Here is a 14,692-nt window from a genome sequence, read left to right as displayed (position 1 = left end):
GAAGCAGTCCTTGCCCCGCGACGAGAGCCGCCCGTGACCCGCACCAGCAGCGCCCCGGCCCCGGGATCGACCGACCCCGCGATCATCCGCAACTTCTGCATCATCGCCCACATCGACCACGGCAAGTCGACGCTGGCCGACCGGATGCTGCAGCTGACCGGCGTGGTCGACGAGCGCAGCGCCCGGGCGCAGTACCTCGACCGGATGGACATCGAGCGCGAGCGTGGGATCACCATCAAGTCCCAGGCGGTGCGCATGCCCTGGACGGTCGCCGCGGAGACCTCCACGACGGCCGAGCCCGGGACGTACGTCCTCAACATGATCGACACCCCCGGGCACGTCGACTTCACCTACGAGGTCTCGCGCTCGCTGGAGGCCTGCGAGGCGGCGGTGCTGCTGGTCGACGCGGCCCAGGGCATCGAGGCCCAGACGCTGGCCAACCTGTATCTCGCCATCGAGGCCGACCTGCACGTCATCCCCGTGCTGAACAAGATCGACCTGCCCGGCGCCGAGCCCGAGAAGTACGCCGCCGAGCTCGCCGGCATCATCGGCTGCGACGTCGAGGACGTGCTGCTGGTCTCGGCCAAGACCGGTCTTGGCGTCGAGGCGCTGCTCGACGAGATCGTGGCCCAGACCCCGCCCCCGGTGGGCCAGGCCGACGCGCCGCCGCGCGCGCTGATCTTCGACTCCGTGTACGACACCTACCGCGGCGTCGTCACGTACGTCCGCGTGGTCGACGGCAAGCTCACCCACCGCGACCGGATCAAGATGATGTCGACCGGCGCCGTGCACGAGATGCTCGAGGTGGGCGTGATCAGCCCCGAGCCGGTGAAGGCCGACCACATCGGCGTCGGCGAGGTCGGCTACCTCATCACCGGGGTGAAGGACGTGCGCCAGTCACGCGTCGGCGACACCGTCACCGCGCAGAACGGCGGGGCGGAGGAGCCGCTCGGCGGCTACAAGCACCCCAACCCGATGGTCTACGCCGGGCTCTACCCGATGGACGGCGACGACTACCCGACCCTGCGCGACGCGCTGGACAAGCTGCAGCTCAACGACGCGGCGCTGGCGTACGAGCCGGAGACCTCCGGCGCGCTCGGCTTCGGCTTCCGCTGCGGGTTCCTCGGCCTGCTGCACATGGAGATCACCCGCGACCGGCTCGAGCGCGAGTTCGGTCTCGACCTGATCTCGACGGCTCCCAACGTCGTCTACGAGGTGCGCATGGAGGACGGCGCGGTCCACGAGGTGACCAACCCGAGCGAGTTCCCGACCGGCAAGGTCGACGAGGTGCTCGAGCCGATGGTGAAGTCCACGATCCTCGCACCGGCGGAGTACATCGGCACCATCATGGAGCTCTGCCAGTCCAAGCGCGGCCAGCTCGGCGGGATGGACTACCTCTCCGAGGACCGCGTCGAGATGCGCTACACGCTGCCGCTGGCCGAGATCGTCTTCGACTTCTTCGACCAGCTGAAGTCGCGCACCAAGGGCTACGCCTCGCTGCAGTACGAGCCCACCGGCGACGCGCCGGCGGACCTGGTCAAGGTCGACATCCTGCTCCAGGGCGAGACCGTCGACGCGTTCAGCGCGATCGTGCACCGCGACGCGGCGTACGCCTACGGCGTGATGCTGGCCGGCAAGCTGCGCGAGCTGATCCCCCGCCAGCAGTACGAGGTCCCCATCCAGGCCGCGATCGGCACCCGCGTCATCGCGCGCGAGACGATCCGGGCGATCCGCAAGGACGTGCTCGCCAAGTGCTACGGCGGCGACATCAGCCGCAAGCGCAAGCTGCTGGAGAAGCAGAAGGAGGGCAAGAAGCGGATGAAGATGGTCGGCCGCGTCGAGGTCCCCCAGGAGGCGTTCGTCGCCGCGCTGTCCACCTCCGGCGGCGGGACGCAGGAGAAGGGCAGGAAGTAGTGGACGTCCGGCCGGTCGCTCCCGACCAGTGGCCGGTGCTGGAGTGGCTGTGGCAGGCGTACGCCGCCGACCTCTCGGCCTTCCGTGACTCCTATCCCCGTCCCGACGGACGCTTCAACCATGCGTCGCTGGACGACCACCGCGAGGACGCTGCGGCGTACCTCGCCTGGCACGACCCGGACCAGGGCCACGGCGAGGTGCCGGTCGGGTTCGCGGTGGTCAGCGCCGGCGAGCACGGCGAGTGGCACATGATGGCGTTCTTCGTCGTACGCCGGATGCGGGGCTCGGGCGCCGCGCGCGACCTCGCGCTCGACGTGGTCGCCCAACACCCGGGCCGCTGGGAGATCGCCTTCCAGGACGAGAACCCGACCGCGGCGCGGTTCTGGCGGCGCACCGCCGACGTGGCGTTCCCCGACGGGTGGCGCGAGGAGCGGCGCCCGGTCCCGGGCAAGCCCGAGCTCCCGTACGACGTCTGGATCCTGGGCGGCTGAACCTCGGCTCGTGGGCGACCGACGCCGGCCGCCACGCCCGGCAGGCTCTTGCGGGGATACACCGAAGTCGGCCCGCGGGGCCCCACGCAGGCGTGCCGCGGGTCGCTCCTGGACTTCGGTGTGTCCCCGTACGTCGTCAGGCGGCGCTGCCGGCCGCCCGCAGCTTCGGGGACTCGCCCAGCCAGTCGGTGCGGGCGTCGACCAGGCTGTCGGTGAAGTCGCCGAAGAAGCCGTCCACGCCGGCGTCGAGGACCGCAGCCACGTAGTCGTGCACGTCGCCCTTGGCGTTCGGGTCGGTGCCGGTGCGGTAGTTGGTCGGCAGGAACTGGTTCTCGTCACGGATGGTGAAGGGGTGCACGAGCAGGCCGCGCGCATGGGCCAGCGCGACCAGGCTGCTGGGTCGGCCGGTGGCGCCCGAGGCGTCGCGGGGGAGGACCTGGTCGACGTTGGGGCCGACCCCGTCGGCGTACGTCGCGACGTCCTTGAGCCCCTGCGCGGAGGTGAGGTCGGCGTACGTCCGCGGGTCGCCCTTGGCGACGAGGTCGTACGGCGCTCCCGAGGAGTCGGTGAGCTGGATCAGAGGCAGGTCGGTCAGCCGGTCCAGCTTCTTCAGGCTGCCGGTCTCGAAGGACTGCAGGTAGACCTTGGACCCCTTCTGGTCCATGCCGTGCCGGGCGAGGGTCTGCACCAGCGGCTTCTCCAGCGGCAGCCCGATGCCCTGGAAGTACGTCGGGTGCTTGGTCTCGACGTAGACCCCGACCTTGCGGTGCAGGACCTTGTTCTCCGATGCGACGAGGTCGAGCGTCTCGTCGAGCGTCGGCACCTGGAAGCGGCCGTCGTAGCGGGTGTTCCCCGGGCGCACCTGCGGCAGCCGCTCCTTGGCGCGCAGCGTCTTGAGCTCGGCGAGGGTGAAGTCCTCGGTGAACCAGCCGGTGATGCTCTTGCCGTCGACCACCTTGGTCGTCTTCCGGTCCGCGAACTCCGGGTGGTCGGCGACGTCGGTGGTGCCGGTGATGTCGTTCTCGTGACGGCACACCAGCACGTGGTCCTTGGTGGACACGACGTCCTGCTCGACGTAGTCGGCGCCGAGCTGCATCGCCAGCTGGTACGACGCCAGCGTGTGCTCGGGTCGGTAGCCGGAGGCACCGCGGTGACCGATGACGATCGGTACGGGCGCCTGACGGCGCGCGGCGGTGCTGCTGCCGGAGGAGGTGGTCTGGTCGGCGGCGTTCGCGCCGGGCGCGAGCCCGACGGCGAGTGCGGTGACGGTCGCGACGGCACCTGCGCGCAGCAGGACCCTGGTGTGCTTCCCGAGAGTGGTCATGGGTCCATCACAACGTGTCGCGGTGGCCGCGCGGTGAGGGGGAGGTGGCCGGCGGGTGACGGGGTGCTCACGCGGCGAGCCGACGGCGCAGCGTCTCGAGCATCACGGTCGCCGCGGCGGAGGGACTCCCGCGCCACACCACGCCGAGGTACGACGTCGCGTGGTGGGACCTGATCTCCACGCGGGTCAGGTCGTCGGGCAGGTCCGCGTGCGAGGTGGTCAGCACGCCGACGCCCAGCCCGCGGGCGACCAGCGCGCGGGCAGTGGAGGGCAGCGTGACGTCCAGCGCGACCGGCGCCGCCAGCCGCTCGGCCGCCATCATCGTCTCGTACGCCGCGCGCATGCCGGTGCCGTGACTGGTGCAGATCACCTTCACGTCGAGGAGGTCGCGGGGGCGGATCGACCGGCGCGTCGCCCACTCGTGGTCCTGGGGGACGACGGCCGCGACGCGTTCGGTCACGGCCACCCAGGACTGCAGCGAGGCGAGCGGCTCGCGGGCCCACGAGACGACGGCGACGTCGAGGCGGCCGTCGGCGACCGCCGCCTGCAGGTCGGCGGCCAGCCCCTCGCGCAGGAAGATGTCCAGCCCGGCGTAGCGCTCGCGGACCTCCTCCAAAGCGTCGAGGAACGGCGCCCAGCCGAGTCCGGCGACCGCTCCGAGGTGCACGGTCCCGGTGAGCAGGCCGCTCAGCTCGGCGGCGGCGTCCTCCACCCGGTCCAGCGCCTCCAGGACCGCGCGCATCCGGGGGAGCAGCACTCGCCCGGCGGCGGAGGGGACCACGGCGCGGGAGCCTCGCTCGAACAGCGTGGTGCCGAGCTCGCGCTCGAGGCGCGCGACCTGGGCGCTCACGCCGGACTGCGCGACGTGCAGGCGCCGGGCGGCGGCCGTGAACGTGCCGTCGTGTGCCACGGCGAGGGCGTACCTCAGCTGGTGGATCTCCATCAGCCGTGATGATAGCAACTAGCATTATCATCTGTTGGAGTTCTCATCCGTTCCCGCGGAGACTCGTCTCGTGACCACGACCACGACCACGACCACGACCACGACCGTGCTTCGCCCGCCCGCCTGCCGCGCACCGGCGGTGACCGGCCGGCTGCGCGGCCTGCACCTGGTCAGCTCGACCACCGAGGGGCTGGCGCTGTCCACGCTCGTCCTTCACGCGACGACGGGGCTCGGTCTCTCCGCGTCGCTCACCGGCCTCGTCCTCGGGGCGGCCGCGGGCGTGGCGCTGCTCCTGGCGGTGCCGATCGGCGCGCTCGCCGACCGGGTCGGGCTGCGCAGGGCGTACGTCGCGGCCGCCTCGACCGCCGCGCTCGGCCTGGTGGGCTACGCCGTCGCGGGGTCGTTCGCGCTGTTCGCCGTCTCCGTGCTGCTCTTCGTCGCGACCCAGTCCATCTCGCAGGCCATCCGGCAGGCGATCGCCGTGACCGGAGTCGTACCGGCTGCTCGGGTCGCCGTGCGGGCGGAGATGCACACCTGGCTCAACGTCGGGATCGGGCTCGGCACGACGGTCGGAGCGGGCCTGGCCTGGACCGGTGCGGACGGCGCCTTCCGGTCCTCCTACGTCGTCGCAGCCGTCGCGTGCCTGGGGGTCGCGGGGGCGGCGCGTCGACTGCCGGACGGCCGCGAGGTCGCGGTGACGCCGCCCTCGGGGCGGTGGACGGTCCTGGGGGACCGCCCCTTCCTGGTCGCCGTCGGGCTGTCCTCGGCGGTGCAGCTGACGATGCCCGTGCTCTCGGTGCTGATCCCGGTGTGGGTGACCCAGCGCACCACGGCGCCGGGATGGGCACCGGGCGCCGCGCTGGCACTGAACACCGTGCTGGTGCTCGTCGGCCAGCGGCGCTGGGCGCGCACGCTGGTCTCGCCGGCGGCCGTGTCCCGGTCGGCCGGGCTGGGTGGCCTAGGACTCCTCCTCGCGGGGGTCCTCCTCGGAGCTGCGGCCGGACCGTCCGGCGCCGCCGGCGCCGCGACCCTGCTCGGTCTGGCGGTGCTGGCGCTGACGGTCGGTGAGATCGCCGCGGGCGCGGCGACGTGGGTGGTCGCGCTGGACCGGGTGCCGCCAGGGGCGGAAGGGCGCTACCAGTCGACGTTCGCGATGGGCACGAGCCTGGCGCGGATCGTCGGCCCCTCGCTGGCCCTGCCGCTGGTGCTGCACGCCGGCGCACGGGGATGGTGGTTGCTCGCCGTCGTCATGGCAGCCGCGTGCGGGGGAGTCGTCGTACTCAACAACCGGAGGAGCAGGGCATGACCGACTACGTACTGGTGCCGGGGATGAACCACGGCGGGTGGTGGTACGAGCCACTGGTGGCCGAGCTCGAGGCACTCGGCCACCGCGCGGTCGCGGTGACGCCGACCGGGCTCGAGGCGGACCCGCGTACCGACCGGCGGATATCCCTGGAGACGCACGTGCAGGACGTCGTCGCCGCGATCGACTCGCTCGGGTCGGGTGCCGGTGAGGTCGTCCTCGTCGGGCACAGCTACGCCGGGCTGCTGATCACCGCAGCGGCAGACGTGCGACCGGACCGCGTGCGATGCCTGGTCTACCTGGACGCGTACTTCCCGCGCGACGGCGACTCGTCCTGGACGCTGACCTGCCAGGAGGAGCGGGACTGGTTCATCGAGGACTCGCGCCGTCTCGGCGATGCTGTCGACCCGCTCCCGTTCTTCGACGACCGGGCGCGGCCGCACCCCGTGGGCACCCTCCTGCAGGCCGTCCACCTCACCGGAGCCTGGCGGCAGGTGCCGAGGCTGGTGTACGTCGAGGCGACGCAGTGGCAGATCCCCACGCCGATGCGGATCTCCATCGACCGCGTGGCGGAGGAGCCCGACGTCGAGCACCTGGTGTGGGACACCCGCCACAACGTGATGCACGACGGTCCCGGCCGGGTCCTGGCACTGGTGCGCGACCTGTGAGGTCGTAGCGTCGTACGACGTGGTCGACGTTCCTGCCTCGTTCGACGCGTACCGCCGACGCGGTCCGTCGATGGCGGCGTGGCTGGACCGGCTGCCCACCCTGGTCGACGAGCTCGTGGAGGAGTGGGAGCTGACACCGGACGGTGCGCCGGTGCACGGGTACTGCGCCCTGGTGGTGCCGGTCCGGACCGCCGGTGGCCGGCCGGCAGTGCTCAAGGTGACCTGGCCGCACCCCGAGGCCGAGCACGAGCACGTGGCGCTCAAGACCTGGGCCGGCCGTGGCGCGGTCGAGCTGCTGCGCGCCGACCCGCGTCGCTGTGCGCTCCTGCTCGAGCGGCTGCACCCCGACGGGCTCGTCGCGGAGTGGGATGTCGCGGCCTGCGAGGTCGTGGGGTCGCTGTACGGGCGCCTGCACGTTCCCGCTCCGCCGCAGCTGCGCACGCTGTCGTCGTACGTCGAGGGCTGGACCTCGGAGCTCGACGCCCTGCCGCGCGACGCGCCGCTGCCGCACCGGATGGTGCGGCAGGCGGTCTCGATCGGGCGCTCGTTCGCCGCCGACCCGGCCACCGACGGGGTGCTCGTGCACGGGGACCTGCACTACGAGAACGTCCTCGCCGGCGACCGCGAGCCGTGGCTGGCGATCGATCCCAAGCCCGTCTCCGGCGACCCGCACTTCGAGGTCGCGCCGCTGCTGTGGAACCGGTTCGACGAGGTCGCGGGTGACGTACGACGTGCGCTCCGCGCGCGCTTCCACGCCGTCGTCGACGCCGGCGGACTCGACGAGGACCGGGCGCGGGACTGGGTGGTGCTGCGGATGATGTGCAACGCGACCTGGGGCCTGACCAACCCGACGGCGGGACCGCACGAGGAGGCGACGCACTGCGTGGCCGTCGCCAAGGCGGTCCAGGACTGAGAGGTGTAGCGTAAGTGGACATGGCCTCCACTTATGCGATCGGTTCGTACACCGTCCACCGCGTCGGCTTCGGCGCCATGCAGCTGCCCGGCCCGGGCGTGATGGGTCCGCCCAAGGACCACGACCAGGCGATCGCCGTCCTGCGGCGCGCGGTCGAGGCGGGCGTCGACCACATCGACACCTCCGACTTCTACGGCCCGTACGTCTCCAACGACCTGATCCGCGAGGCGCTGCACCCGTACGACGAGAAGCTCGCGCTGGTCTCCAAGGTCGGCGCCTTCCGCGACGACGAGGGGAACTGGCTCCCCGGGCAGACGCCCGCCCAGCTGCGTCAGGGCGTCGAGGACAACCTCGCCCGGCTGGGCGTGGAGCGTCTGGCGGCGGTGAACCTGCGCCGGATGGACGAGCACGAGGGCGCCGAGCAGGTCCCGCTCGAGGACCAGCTGGCCGAGATGGCGGCGCTGCGCGACGAGGGCAAGATCGCCGGCATCGGCATCTCCACCGTCCCGTTGGAGATGGTGAAGCAGGCGCACGAGTCGGTCGGCCTGGTCACGGTGCAGAACGCCTTCGGGCTGACCAATCAGGAGGACCTCGCGACGCTGGAGTACTGCCGCGACCAGGGAATCTCGTACGCGCCGTACTTCCCGCTCGGCTCGGCCTTCGACGGGATCCCCAAGGTCGTCGACCAGCCGGCGGTGCAGCGCGTCGCCGAGCGGGTCGGCGCCACGGCTGCCCAGGTCGGGCTGGCCTGGCTGCTCGCGAAGGCCGACAACGTCCTCCTCATCCCGGGCACGTCCTCGCTGGCGCACCTCGAGGAGAACCTCGCCGTCGCCGACGTCCAGCTCGGTGACGACGACCTGGCCGAGCTCGCCTAGCCGCTCCCACTCCAGGTTGAGTGGTGCCTCCTGCTGGCTCGAGTGGTGCCTTGAATCGGCCCGCCGGCGAAAAACGACTACTCGAGCCCGCAGAACTGAGGACTCGACCCGGTAGGGGGCACCACTCAACGGGTGGGTGCGAGCGCCAGCAGGTCTGCGTCGGCGCCCGGGCGGCCCATCAGCATGGCGCCGACGGGAAGGCCGACCGCGGGGGCGGGCACCGACAGCGCAGGGACGCCGGCGAGGTTGGCCACGACGGTCCAGCAGTCGGTGTACGGCGCGGCCAGCGGGTCGGCCAGCTCCTCCGGCGTGATCTCGCCGACCAGCGGGGGCGCCACGGTCGGCATCGTGGGCGACACGAGGACGTCGACCTCGCGCAGCGCCGCGGCGACCTGGTCGTGGAGACGGGTACGGACCTGCTCGGCCCACTCGACGCGCTCGGCGCCCTCCTCGACGAGGCTGGCCGCGTACTCCGCCCGGCGTACGACCTCCTCCCCGGCGCGTCCGCTGGCAAGCCACGGGCCCAGCCAGTCCAGCGCGGCCACCGAGGTCAGGGTCATGTACGCCGCGAGCGCCTCCGGCCCGTCGGCCACCGAGACCGTCACCACCTCGATGCCCGAGGTCTCGAGGTCGCGGCTCCAGCGGTCGAAGGCATCGAGGACGTCGGGCCGGTTGCGGGGGCCGGACAGCTCGGCGACGACGCCGATCCGACGGACCGGCGACGGGTCGGCCAGTCCTCCCGCCAGCACGTCGAGCAGGAGCGCGGCATCGGCGGCGGTGCGGGCCAGCGGTCCGACCCGGTCGAGCTCGGGGTGGAAGGGGAGCACGCCGTCCGCCGGCACCAGTCCCGGCGAGGGCGCCATCCCGACCACCCCGCACTGGGACGCCGGCTCGCGGATCGAGCCGCCGGTGTCCGTGCCGACCGCGAGCGGCACCAGGCCGGCGGCGACCGCCGCCGCGCACCCGCCGCTGCTGCCGCCGGGGGAGCGGCGCGGATCGGCGGGGTTGCGGGTCGGGCCGTACGCCGAGGTCTGCGTCGAGGCACCCATCGCGACCTCGTCCATGTTCGCGCGGCCGAGCAGGACGGCGCCCGCGGCTCGCAGCCGCGTGACGACGGGCGCGTCCGCCTCTGCCGGCATCCCGTCGTGGGCGAGCGACCCGGCCGTCGTCACCTCGCCGGCCACGTCGACGTTGTCCTTGACCGTGACCGGCACCCCCGCCAGCGGCAGCCGGTCGCGGTCGGGGCGTGCGTCCACCGCCGTCGCCTGCGCGATCACCCGGTCCGGGTCGACCGCGAGGATCGCGTGGTGCCGGTCGGCCGCGACCCGCGCGAGGTGGGCGCGGGCGACGTCGACGGCGCTGACGGCACCACGTCGTACGGCGTCGGCGAGCGCACGCGCGTCCAGCCGGGTCGGGTCGAGGGTGGGGTCAGAGCTCACCGGGTAAGCCTCCCAGCCGGGTAGTCCAGGACGTTCCTGCGGTCAGAACGGACCATCGACCGCAGAAACGTCAGGGACTACCGGCTCAGGCGGTGGCGAAGCGGCCCAGCACCTGCTCGGCGCGCACCCCGGCGAGCACGCCTGCGAAGATCCGCTGGTAGCCGAGCTCCTCGCGGGTGCGTGCGGGCGGCAGACCCTCGATCCGCTCGTCGCGCCAGTCGGCCTCCGGCACCAGCCGCTCGGCCTGGCGTGACATCACGTCCGCGGTGCCGGAGCCGTCGCCGAACTGCTCCTTGCGGCGCCACAGGATCGACTCGGGCAGCCAGCCGGCGAACGCCTCCCGCAGCAGTGCCTTCTCCTGCGCCTGCTCCTGCCCGTCCTCGCCGAGCAGCTTCCACTCCATCGGGATCCGGCCGGCCACGGCGAGCAGGTCGCGGGACAGGAACGGCACCCGGGCCTCCAGCCCGTGGGCCATCGTCACCCGGTCGCAGCGCTGCAGGTTGAGGTGGTGCAGCGTGTCGATGCCGTCCGCGAGGGCGTCCTGCAGCTCGGCCACGTCCATCTCGCGGAAGTGGTGGTAGCCGGCGAACAGCTCGTCGGCACCCTCCCCGGTCAGCACCACCTTCACGTGACGGGCAGCGAGCTCGGCCACGAGGTAGTTGGGCACGGCGCTGCGCACCAGCGACGGCTCGTAGCTCTCGATCGAGCGCACCACCTCGGGCAGCACCTCGACCACGTCGTCGTCGGTGTAGACGCGCTCGTGGTGCACCAGCCCCAGGTGCTCGGCGACCACGCGCGCGGCCGCGAGGTCGCCGGAGCCCGCCGTGCCGGCGGCGAAGGAGTGCACGGGCACGCCCGGCGCTGCGAGACGCGCGAGGATCGCGGCGACGATGCTGGAGTCCAGGCCGCCGGAGAGGAACACCCCGACGGGGACGTCGGCCATCGTCCGCTCCTGCACCGCGGTGACCAGCGTCTCCTCGATCGCGGTGCGCGCCTGGTCCCGCGTCGGGTACGCCGGCAGCGGCGGCGCCTCCACGCCCAGCGGGTCGGTACGCAGGTCCACGAAGGCGACCAGCCCGTCACCGGCGGTCCAGTAGTGCCCGGGCGGGAACTCCTCGACCTGAGGACGTACGTCCGCGGGGAACGCCCGCAGCTCGGAGGCGGCGAGGACCCGGTCCTCGACGCGAGCCCAGTACAGCGGCTTGACGCCCAGCGGGTCGCGGGCGAGCACGACGTCCCCCGACCGGTCGGCGACGGCCCAGGCGTACATGCCCCGCATGTCGTGGATGCCGTCCGTGCCGAGCCGCTCGACGACCCGCAGCACGACCTCGGAGTCCGAGCCGGTCCGGAAGTCGCCGCCGAGACGGGTGCGCAGCGCGACGTGGTTGTATATCTCGCCGTTGGCGACCACCCAGCGCTCGCCGTCGGCCGATCGCAGTGGCTGCTCGCCGCCGTCGAGGTCGACGATCGCCAGCCGGGTGTGCCCCAGCCAGGTCGCCCCGACCTGCCGGGTGCCCGAGCCGTCCGGGCCGCGGTGGTGGATCTCGGCGAGCATCGCCTCGCCGATCCCACGGGTACGGGCGAGCCGCTCGGGGGAGGGAGCGGGGCCGGTCAGGTCGTGGACGACGGCGATGCCACACATGAGAGCCATTGTCCCCCAGCCGACCAGCCCGGGAGACTGGCCGTGTGCTCCCACGGATCCGCTCGGTCAACCTCGCCCGGCCGCGGGAGGCGTCGTACGCGACGATCGGGCGCAGCGCGATCGACAAGCGGGCCGCCGACGGACCGGTCGTCGTACGACGGCTGGGTCTGGACGGTGACGAGGTCGGCGACCCGAAGCACCACGGCGGGCCGGACCAGGCGGTGTACGCCTACGCCCGCGAGGACCTCGACTGGTGGAGTGCCGAGCTGGGCGCGGACGTGCCCGACGGGGAGTTCGGGGAGAACCTGACCACCGAGGGCTACGACGTCAACGCCGCCGAGCTGGGTGAGCGGTGGGCGATCGGTGACGCCGTGCTGGAGGTGGCCTCGGTACGCATCCCGTGCGCGACGTTCCGTGGCTGGCAGGCCACCAACGGGTACGACACGCGCGCCTGGCAGAAGCGGTTCACGCAGGCCGCGCGACCGGGGCCGTACCTCCGCGTGGTCGCCGAGGGCCCGCTGCGTGCCGGCGACGCGATCGAGGTGCTGCGGCGTCCCGGCCACGGCGTCACGGTGGCGACGATGTTCCGCGCGATCACTACCGAGCCCGACCTGCTGCCCGAGCTGCTCGCCGTCGACGACCTGGTTCCCCGGGCGCGAGCCAGCGCCGAGCGCTGGGTCGCCGAGCACCCGCCGATGACTCCACGCACCGGTCCGGGTCGGTAGGGACATGGGACGTCTGGTGTACGCCGTGATCGCCTCGCTCGACGGCTACCTCGCCGACGAGGCGGGTCGCTTCGACTGGGCCGAGCCCGACGAGGAGGTGCTGGCGCTGGTCAACGACCAGGAGGAGCGGATCGGCACCTACCTCTACGGCCGGAGGGCGTACGAGATGATGACCGTCTGGGAGCACGACCCGGGCTCGGTGGCCGCGGACTCCCCGCAGTCGGGGCGGTTCGCGCGGATCTGGCAGCAGGCCAGCAAGATCGTCTACTCCACGACGCTCGACGCCGTCTCCACCCGAGACACCACGCTGCGCCGCGTCTTCGACGTCGACGAGGTCCGCACGCTGGTCCGCGACTCGGAGGCCGACGTCAACGTGTTCGGGCCGACGCTGGCCGCGCACGCGTTCGCGGCGGGCCTCGTCGAGGAGGTGCAGGTGACCGTCGTGCCGCACCTGGTCGGCGGCGGGCTGGCCTGGTTCCCCGGCGGGTCGACGGCGCTGGAGCGTCGCGAGGTGCGCCAGCTCGGCGCCGGCGCGGTGTGGCTGCGCTACGCGGTGGGCGAGCGCCGCGCCTGAGCGTCGAGCGCGGCGAGCGCCAGTCGTACCGGGCGTCGGCGTACCGCCCGGGCGAGGGTGGTCTCGCCGCGGGTCAGCCGGGTGAACTGCCCCCAGGCCGGGCCGGTGAGGAGCCGGTGCAGGAGTGCAGGGGCACTGGACAGCGCCGCCAGGCACTGCGCACCCGCGGCCATCTCGGCGCCGAGCTCGGCCTCGACCAGTGCGGTGTACGACGCCGCCGCGTCCGGCTCGCCGGCCAGCGTCCCCGCCCAGGTGCCCGAGCGGACCGCGAAGGAGATGCCCTCGCGCGTCCAGGGCTCGAGCAGGCCCGCGGCGTCGCCGGCCAGCAGCACCCGACCGCGGCCGACCGGCGACCCGGGCTCGCGGCAGCGGGTGAGGTGCCCGCTGTGGTGCACGACGTGGGCGTCGGCCAGGCCGAGGGAGCGCTTGTACGCGGCGAGGTACTCCTTCGTCGTCGCCGGGTCCCCCCGCGGCGTGATCACGCCGACGGTGAGGAGCTCGCCCTTGGGGAACACCCAGGCGTACGACCCGGGCACCGGCCCCCAGTCCAGGTGGATCCGGTGCGCCCAGGCGGTCGGGTCGGGCGCGACCAGCTCGTCCTCCAGGCCGAGGTCGGCCTGGCCGAAGGTCGCACCGACGTACCTCGAGAGCCGGCTGGTGCTGCCGTCCGCGGCGACCACGGTGCGCGCACGCACCGGGCCGTCCGAGGTGGTCAGCGTGACGCCGTCCGCGTCCTCCTCGACGCCTGTGACCAGCACCCGGTGCCGGAACTCGACCCCGCGCCCCACCGCGTGCTCGACGAGCGCGGCGTCCAGCTCGCTGCGCGCGACGAGCTGGACCACGCCGCGCGGGTCGGTACGCGTGCGCTCGGTCCGGCCGAGCCGGGTCAGGGTCGCGGTGTCGACGCGCGTGCGCACCGGCGGCACGAAGCCGTGGGGGAGCGCGGCGAGGGTGACGCCGATCAGCCCGCCGCCGCAGGTCTTGTAGCGGGGGAACGACGCCCGGTCCAGCAACAGCACGTCGGCGCCTCGCTCGGCGGCCGCGACGGCCGCGCAGGAGCCGGCCGGTCCCGCCCCGACCACGACGACGTCGTACACCGGCGCGAACCTACCGGCCGTGGTTGCATGGCCCATGGCCGACCGGACCTGGCAGACGCGTGCGCTGACGGCGGACACGTTCGAGGACTTCGCCGACGTCATCAACCCGAACCGCCGCTCGACGCACTGCTGGTGCCTGTCGCACCGGCTGCAGGCGAAGGTGATCGACGAGCTCGGCGACGGCAGCCGGGAGCAGGCGATGCGGCGCCTCGCCGCCGCCGAGGTCCCGCCCGGAGTCGTGACCTACCGCGACGACGAGCCGGTGGGCTGGTGCCACGTCAGCCCACGCTCGTCGATCCCGCGCCTGGAGCGCTCGAGGCTTATCCGTCCCGTCGACGACGTCGCCGTCTGGTCGATCGTCTGCGTCGTCGTCCGTGGCGGTCGCCGCAAGCAGGGCGTGACCGGCCACCTCATCGAGGGCGCGGTGCAGCATGCCGCGTCGTACGACGCCCCGGCCGTCGAGGCGTACCCGGTCGACCCGGGCGAGGGCAGGATCGACACCACGATGGCGTTCGTCGGCACGCGGGCGATGTTCGAGCACGCCGGCTTCGAGGTGGTCGGCACCACCGACGCCGTCGCGTCGAAGCTGCCCCGACTGGTGATGCGCCGGACGCTGTGACCGGGACGAGCCGGTGGTTTCGACGCGCTCGCTGGCGCTCGCTGCTCTACCACCGGTGGGCTCGCTGGCGCTCGCTGCTGATCGGGCGGAGCTGGTGGTTTCGACGCGCTCGCTGGCGCTCGCTGCTCTACCACCGGTGGGCTCGCTGGCGCTCGCTGCTGATCG

The 14,692-nt window shown here is 73.0% G+C and carries 14 protein-coding genes; 9 read left to right on the top strand and 5 right to left on the bottom strand.

Annotated features, from left to right (window positions below):
• The first annotated feature begins 33 nt into the window (after positions 1–33).
• Positions 34–1,914 carry a translation elongation factor 4 gene (lepA, locus tag IEX42_RS04255; protein WP_188778519.1) on the top strand — a complete coding sequence of 627 codons (1,881 nt, stop codon included), beginning with the start codon at positions 34–36 and terminating at the stop codon, positions 1,912–1,914.
• A complete protein-coding gene (locus IEX42_RS04250) occupies positions 1,914–2,405 on the top strand; it encodes a GNAT family N-acetyltransferase (RefSeq protein ID WP_188778517.1) in 492 nt (163 codons plus the stop codon). Before lepA ends, IEX42_RS04250 begins: the two co-directional genes overlap by 1 nt.
• Positions 2,406–2,541: 136 nt before the next feature.
• Here IEX42_RS04250 and IEX42_RS04245 read toward each other — a convergent pair whose 3' ends face one another.
• Positions 2,542–3,729: a glycerophosphodiester phosphodiesterase gene (locus tag IEX42_RS04245; protein WP_188778514.1), complete on the bottom strand. Its 1,188-nt coding sequence runs from the start codon at positions 3,727–3,729 to the stop codon at positions 2,542–2,544.
• 67 nt (positions 3,730–3,796) lie between these two features.
• The gene (locus IEX42_RS04240) at positions 3,797–4,672 is read right to left on the bottom strand and encodes a LysR family transcriptional regulator (protein ID WP_188778512.1); all 876 of its coding nucleotides are present in this window, start codon (positions 4,670–4,672) and stop codon (positions 3,797–3,799) included.
• Between the two features lie 70 nt (positions 4,673–4,742).
• Here IEX42_RS04240 and IEX42_RS04235 point away from each other — a divergent pair, with 70 nt between their 5' ends.
• Genes IEX42_RS04235 through IEX42_RS04220 form a run of 4 tightly spaced genes read left to right on the top strand, consistent with a single transcriptional unit; the run spans position 4,743 to position 8,431 of the window.
• On the top strand, positions 4,743–5,978 hold the full coding sequence (locus tag IEX42_RS04235) for an MFS transporter (RefSeq protein ID WP_188778510.1): 1,236 nt from the start codon (positions 4,743–4,745) through the stop codon (positions 5,976–5,978).
• A complete protein-coding gene (locus tag IEX42_RS04230; protein WP_188778508.1) occupies positions 5,975–6,643 on the top strand; it encodes an alpha/beta fold hydrolase in 669 nt (222 codons plus the stop codon). The genes IEX42_RS04235 and IEX42_RS04230 overlap by 4 nt, the downstream gene beginning before the upstream one ends.
• 19 nt (positions 6,644–6,662) lie before the next feature.
• Positions 6,663–7,556: an aminoglycoside phosphotransferase family protein gene (locus IEX42_RS04225; protein ID WP_229660585.1), complete on the top strand. Its 894-nt coding sequence runs from the start codon at positions 6,663–6,665 to the stop codon at positions 7,554–7,556.
• A 20-nt stretch (positions 7,557–7,576) separates the two neighbouring features.
• Entirely contained in the window at positions 7,577–8,431 is an 855-nt protein-coding gene (locus IEX42_RS04220; protein WP_188778506.1) for an oxidoreductase, read from the top strand.
• Positions 8,432–8,556: 125 nt separating this feature from the next.
• Here IEX42_RS04220 and IEX42_RS04215 read toward each other — a convergent pair whose 3' ends face one another.
• Both IEX42_RS04215 and asnB read right to left on the bottom strand, forming a co-directional pair.
• On the bottom strand, positions 8,557–9,870 hold the full coding sequence (locus IEX42_RS04215) for an amidase (protein ID WP_188778504.1): 1,314 nt from the start codon (positions 9,868–9,870) through the stop codon (positions 8,557–8,559).
• Between the two features lie 85 nt (positions 9,871–9,955).
• Entirely contained in the window at positions 9,956–11,512 is a 1,557-nt protein-coding gene (gene asnB / locus IEX42_RS04210) for an asparagine synthase (glutamine-hydrolyzing) (protein ID WP_188778502.1), read from the bottom strand.
• A 44-nt stretch (positions 11,513–11,556) separates the two neighbouring features.
• Between asnB and IEX42_RS04205 the strand changes: the two genes are divergently transcribed.
• Both IEX42_RS04205 and IEX42_RS04200 read left to right on the top strand, forming a co-directional pair.
• Positions 11,557–12,237, top strand: coding sequence for an MOSC domain-containing protein (locus IEX42_RS04205; protein ID WP_229660584.1), 681 nt, complete (start codon positions 11,557–11,559; stop codon positions 12,235–12,237).
• 4 nt (positions 12,238–12,241) lie between these two features.
• Positions 12,242–12,811 carry a dihydrofolate reductase family protein gene (locus IEX42_RS04200; RefSeq protein WP_188778500.1) on the top strand — a complete coding sequence of 190 codons (570 nt, stop codon included), beginning with the start codon at positions 12,242–12,244 and terminating at the stop codon, positions 12,809–12,811.
• Here IEX42_RS04200 and IEX42_RS04195 read toward each other — a convergent pair.
• Positions 12,784–13,908, bottom strand: a complete 1,125-nt coding sequence (locus IEX42_RS04195) for a geranylgeranyl reductase family protein (RefSeq protein WP_229660583.1) — start codon at positions 13,906–13,908, stop codon at positions 12,784–12,786. The genes IEX42_RS04200 and IEX42_RS04195 overlap by 28 nt on opposite strands.
• Before the next feature lie 34 nt (positions 13,909–13,942).
• Between IEX42_RS04195 and IEX42_RS04190 the strand changes: the two genes are divergently transcribed.
• Complete coding sequence (locus IEX42_RS04190) at positions 13,943–14,527, top strand: GNAT family N-acetyltransferase (protein WP_188778496.1); 585 nt, start codon at positions 13,943–13,945, stop codon at positions 14,525–14,527.
• The last annotated feature ends 165 nt before the right edge of the window (positions 14,528–14,692 follow it).

The sequence above is a fragment of the Marmoricola endophyticus genome, assembly GCF_014644415.1.
GTDB lineage: Bacteria > Actinomycetota > Actinomycetes > Propionibacteriales > Nocardioidaceae > Marmoricola > Marmoricola endophyticus.
This window is presented reverse-complemented; position numbering and strand designations above follow the sequence as displayed.

Excerpts from the sequence above, each read along its gene's own strand:
- IEX42_RS04245 (WP_188778514.1), bottom strand. The coding sequence starts at position 3,729 with ATGACCACTCTCGGGAAGCACACCAGGGTCCTGCTGCGCGCAGGTGCC.
- IEX42_RS04240 (WP_188778512.1), bottom strand. The coding sequence starts at position 4,672 with ATGGAGATCCACCAGCTGAGGTACGCCCTCGCCGTGGCACACGACGGC.
- IEX42_RS04230 (WP_188778508.1), top strand. The coding sequence starts at position 5,975 with ATGACCGACTACGTACTGGTGCCGGGGATGAACCACGGCGGGTGGTGG.
- IEX42_RS04220 (WP_188778506.1), top strand. The coding sequence starts at position 7,577 with ATGGCCTCCACTTATGCGATCGGTTCGTACACCGTCCACCGCGTCGGC.
- asnB (WP_188778502.1), bottom strand. The coding sequence starts at position 11,512 with ATGTGTGGCATCGCCGTCGTCCACGACCTGACCGGCCCCGCTCCCTCC.
- IEX42_RS04200 (WP_188778500.1), top strand. The coding sequence starts at position 12,242 with ATGGGACGTCTGGTGTACGCCGTGATCGCCTCGCTCGACGGCTACCTC.
- IEX42_RS04190 (WP_188778496.1), top strand. The coding sequence starts at position 13,943 with ATGGCCGACCGGACCTGGCAGACGCGTGCGCTGACGGCGGACACGTTC.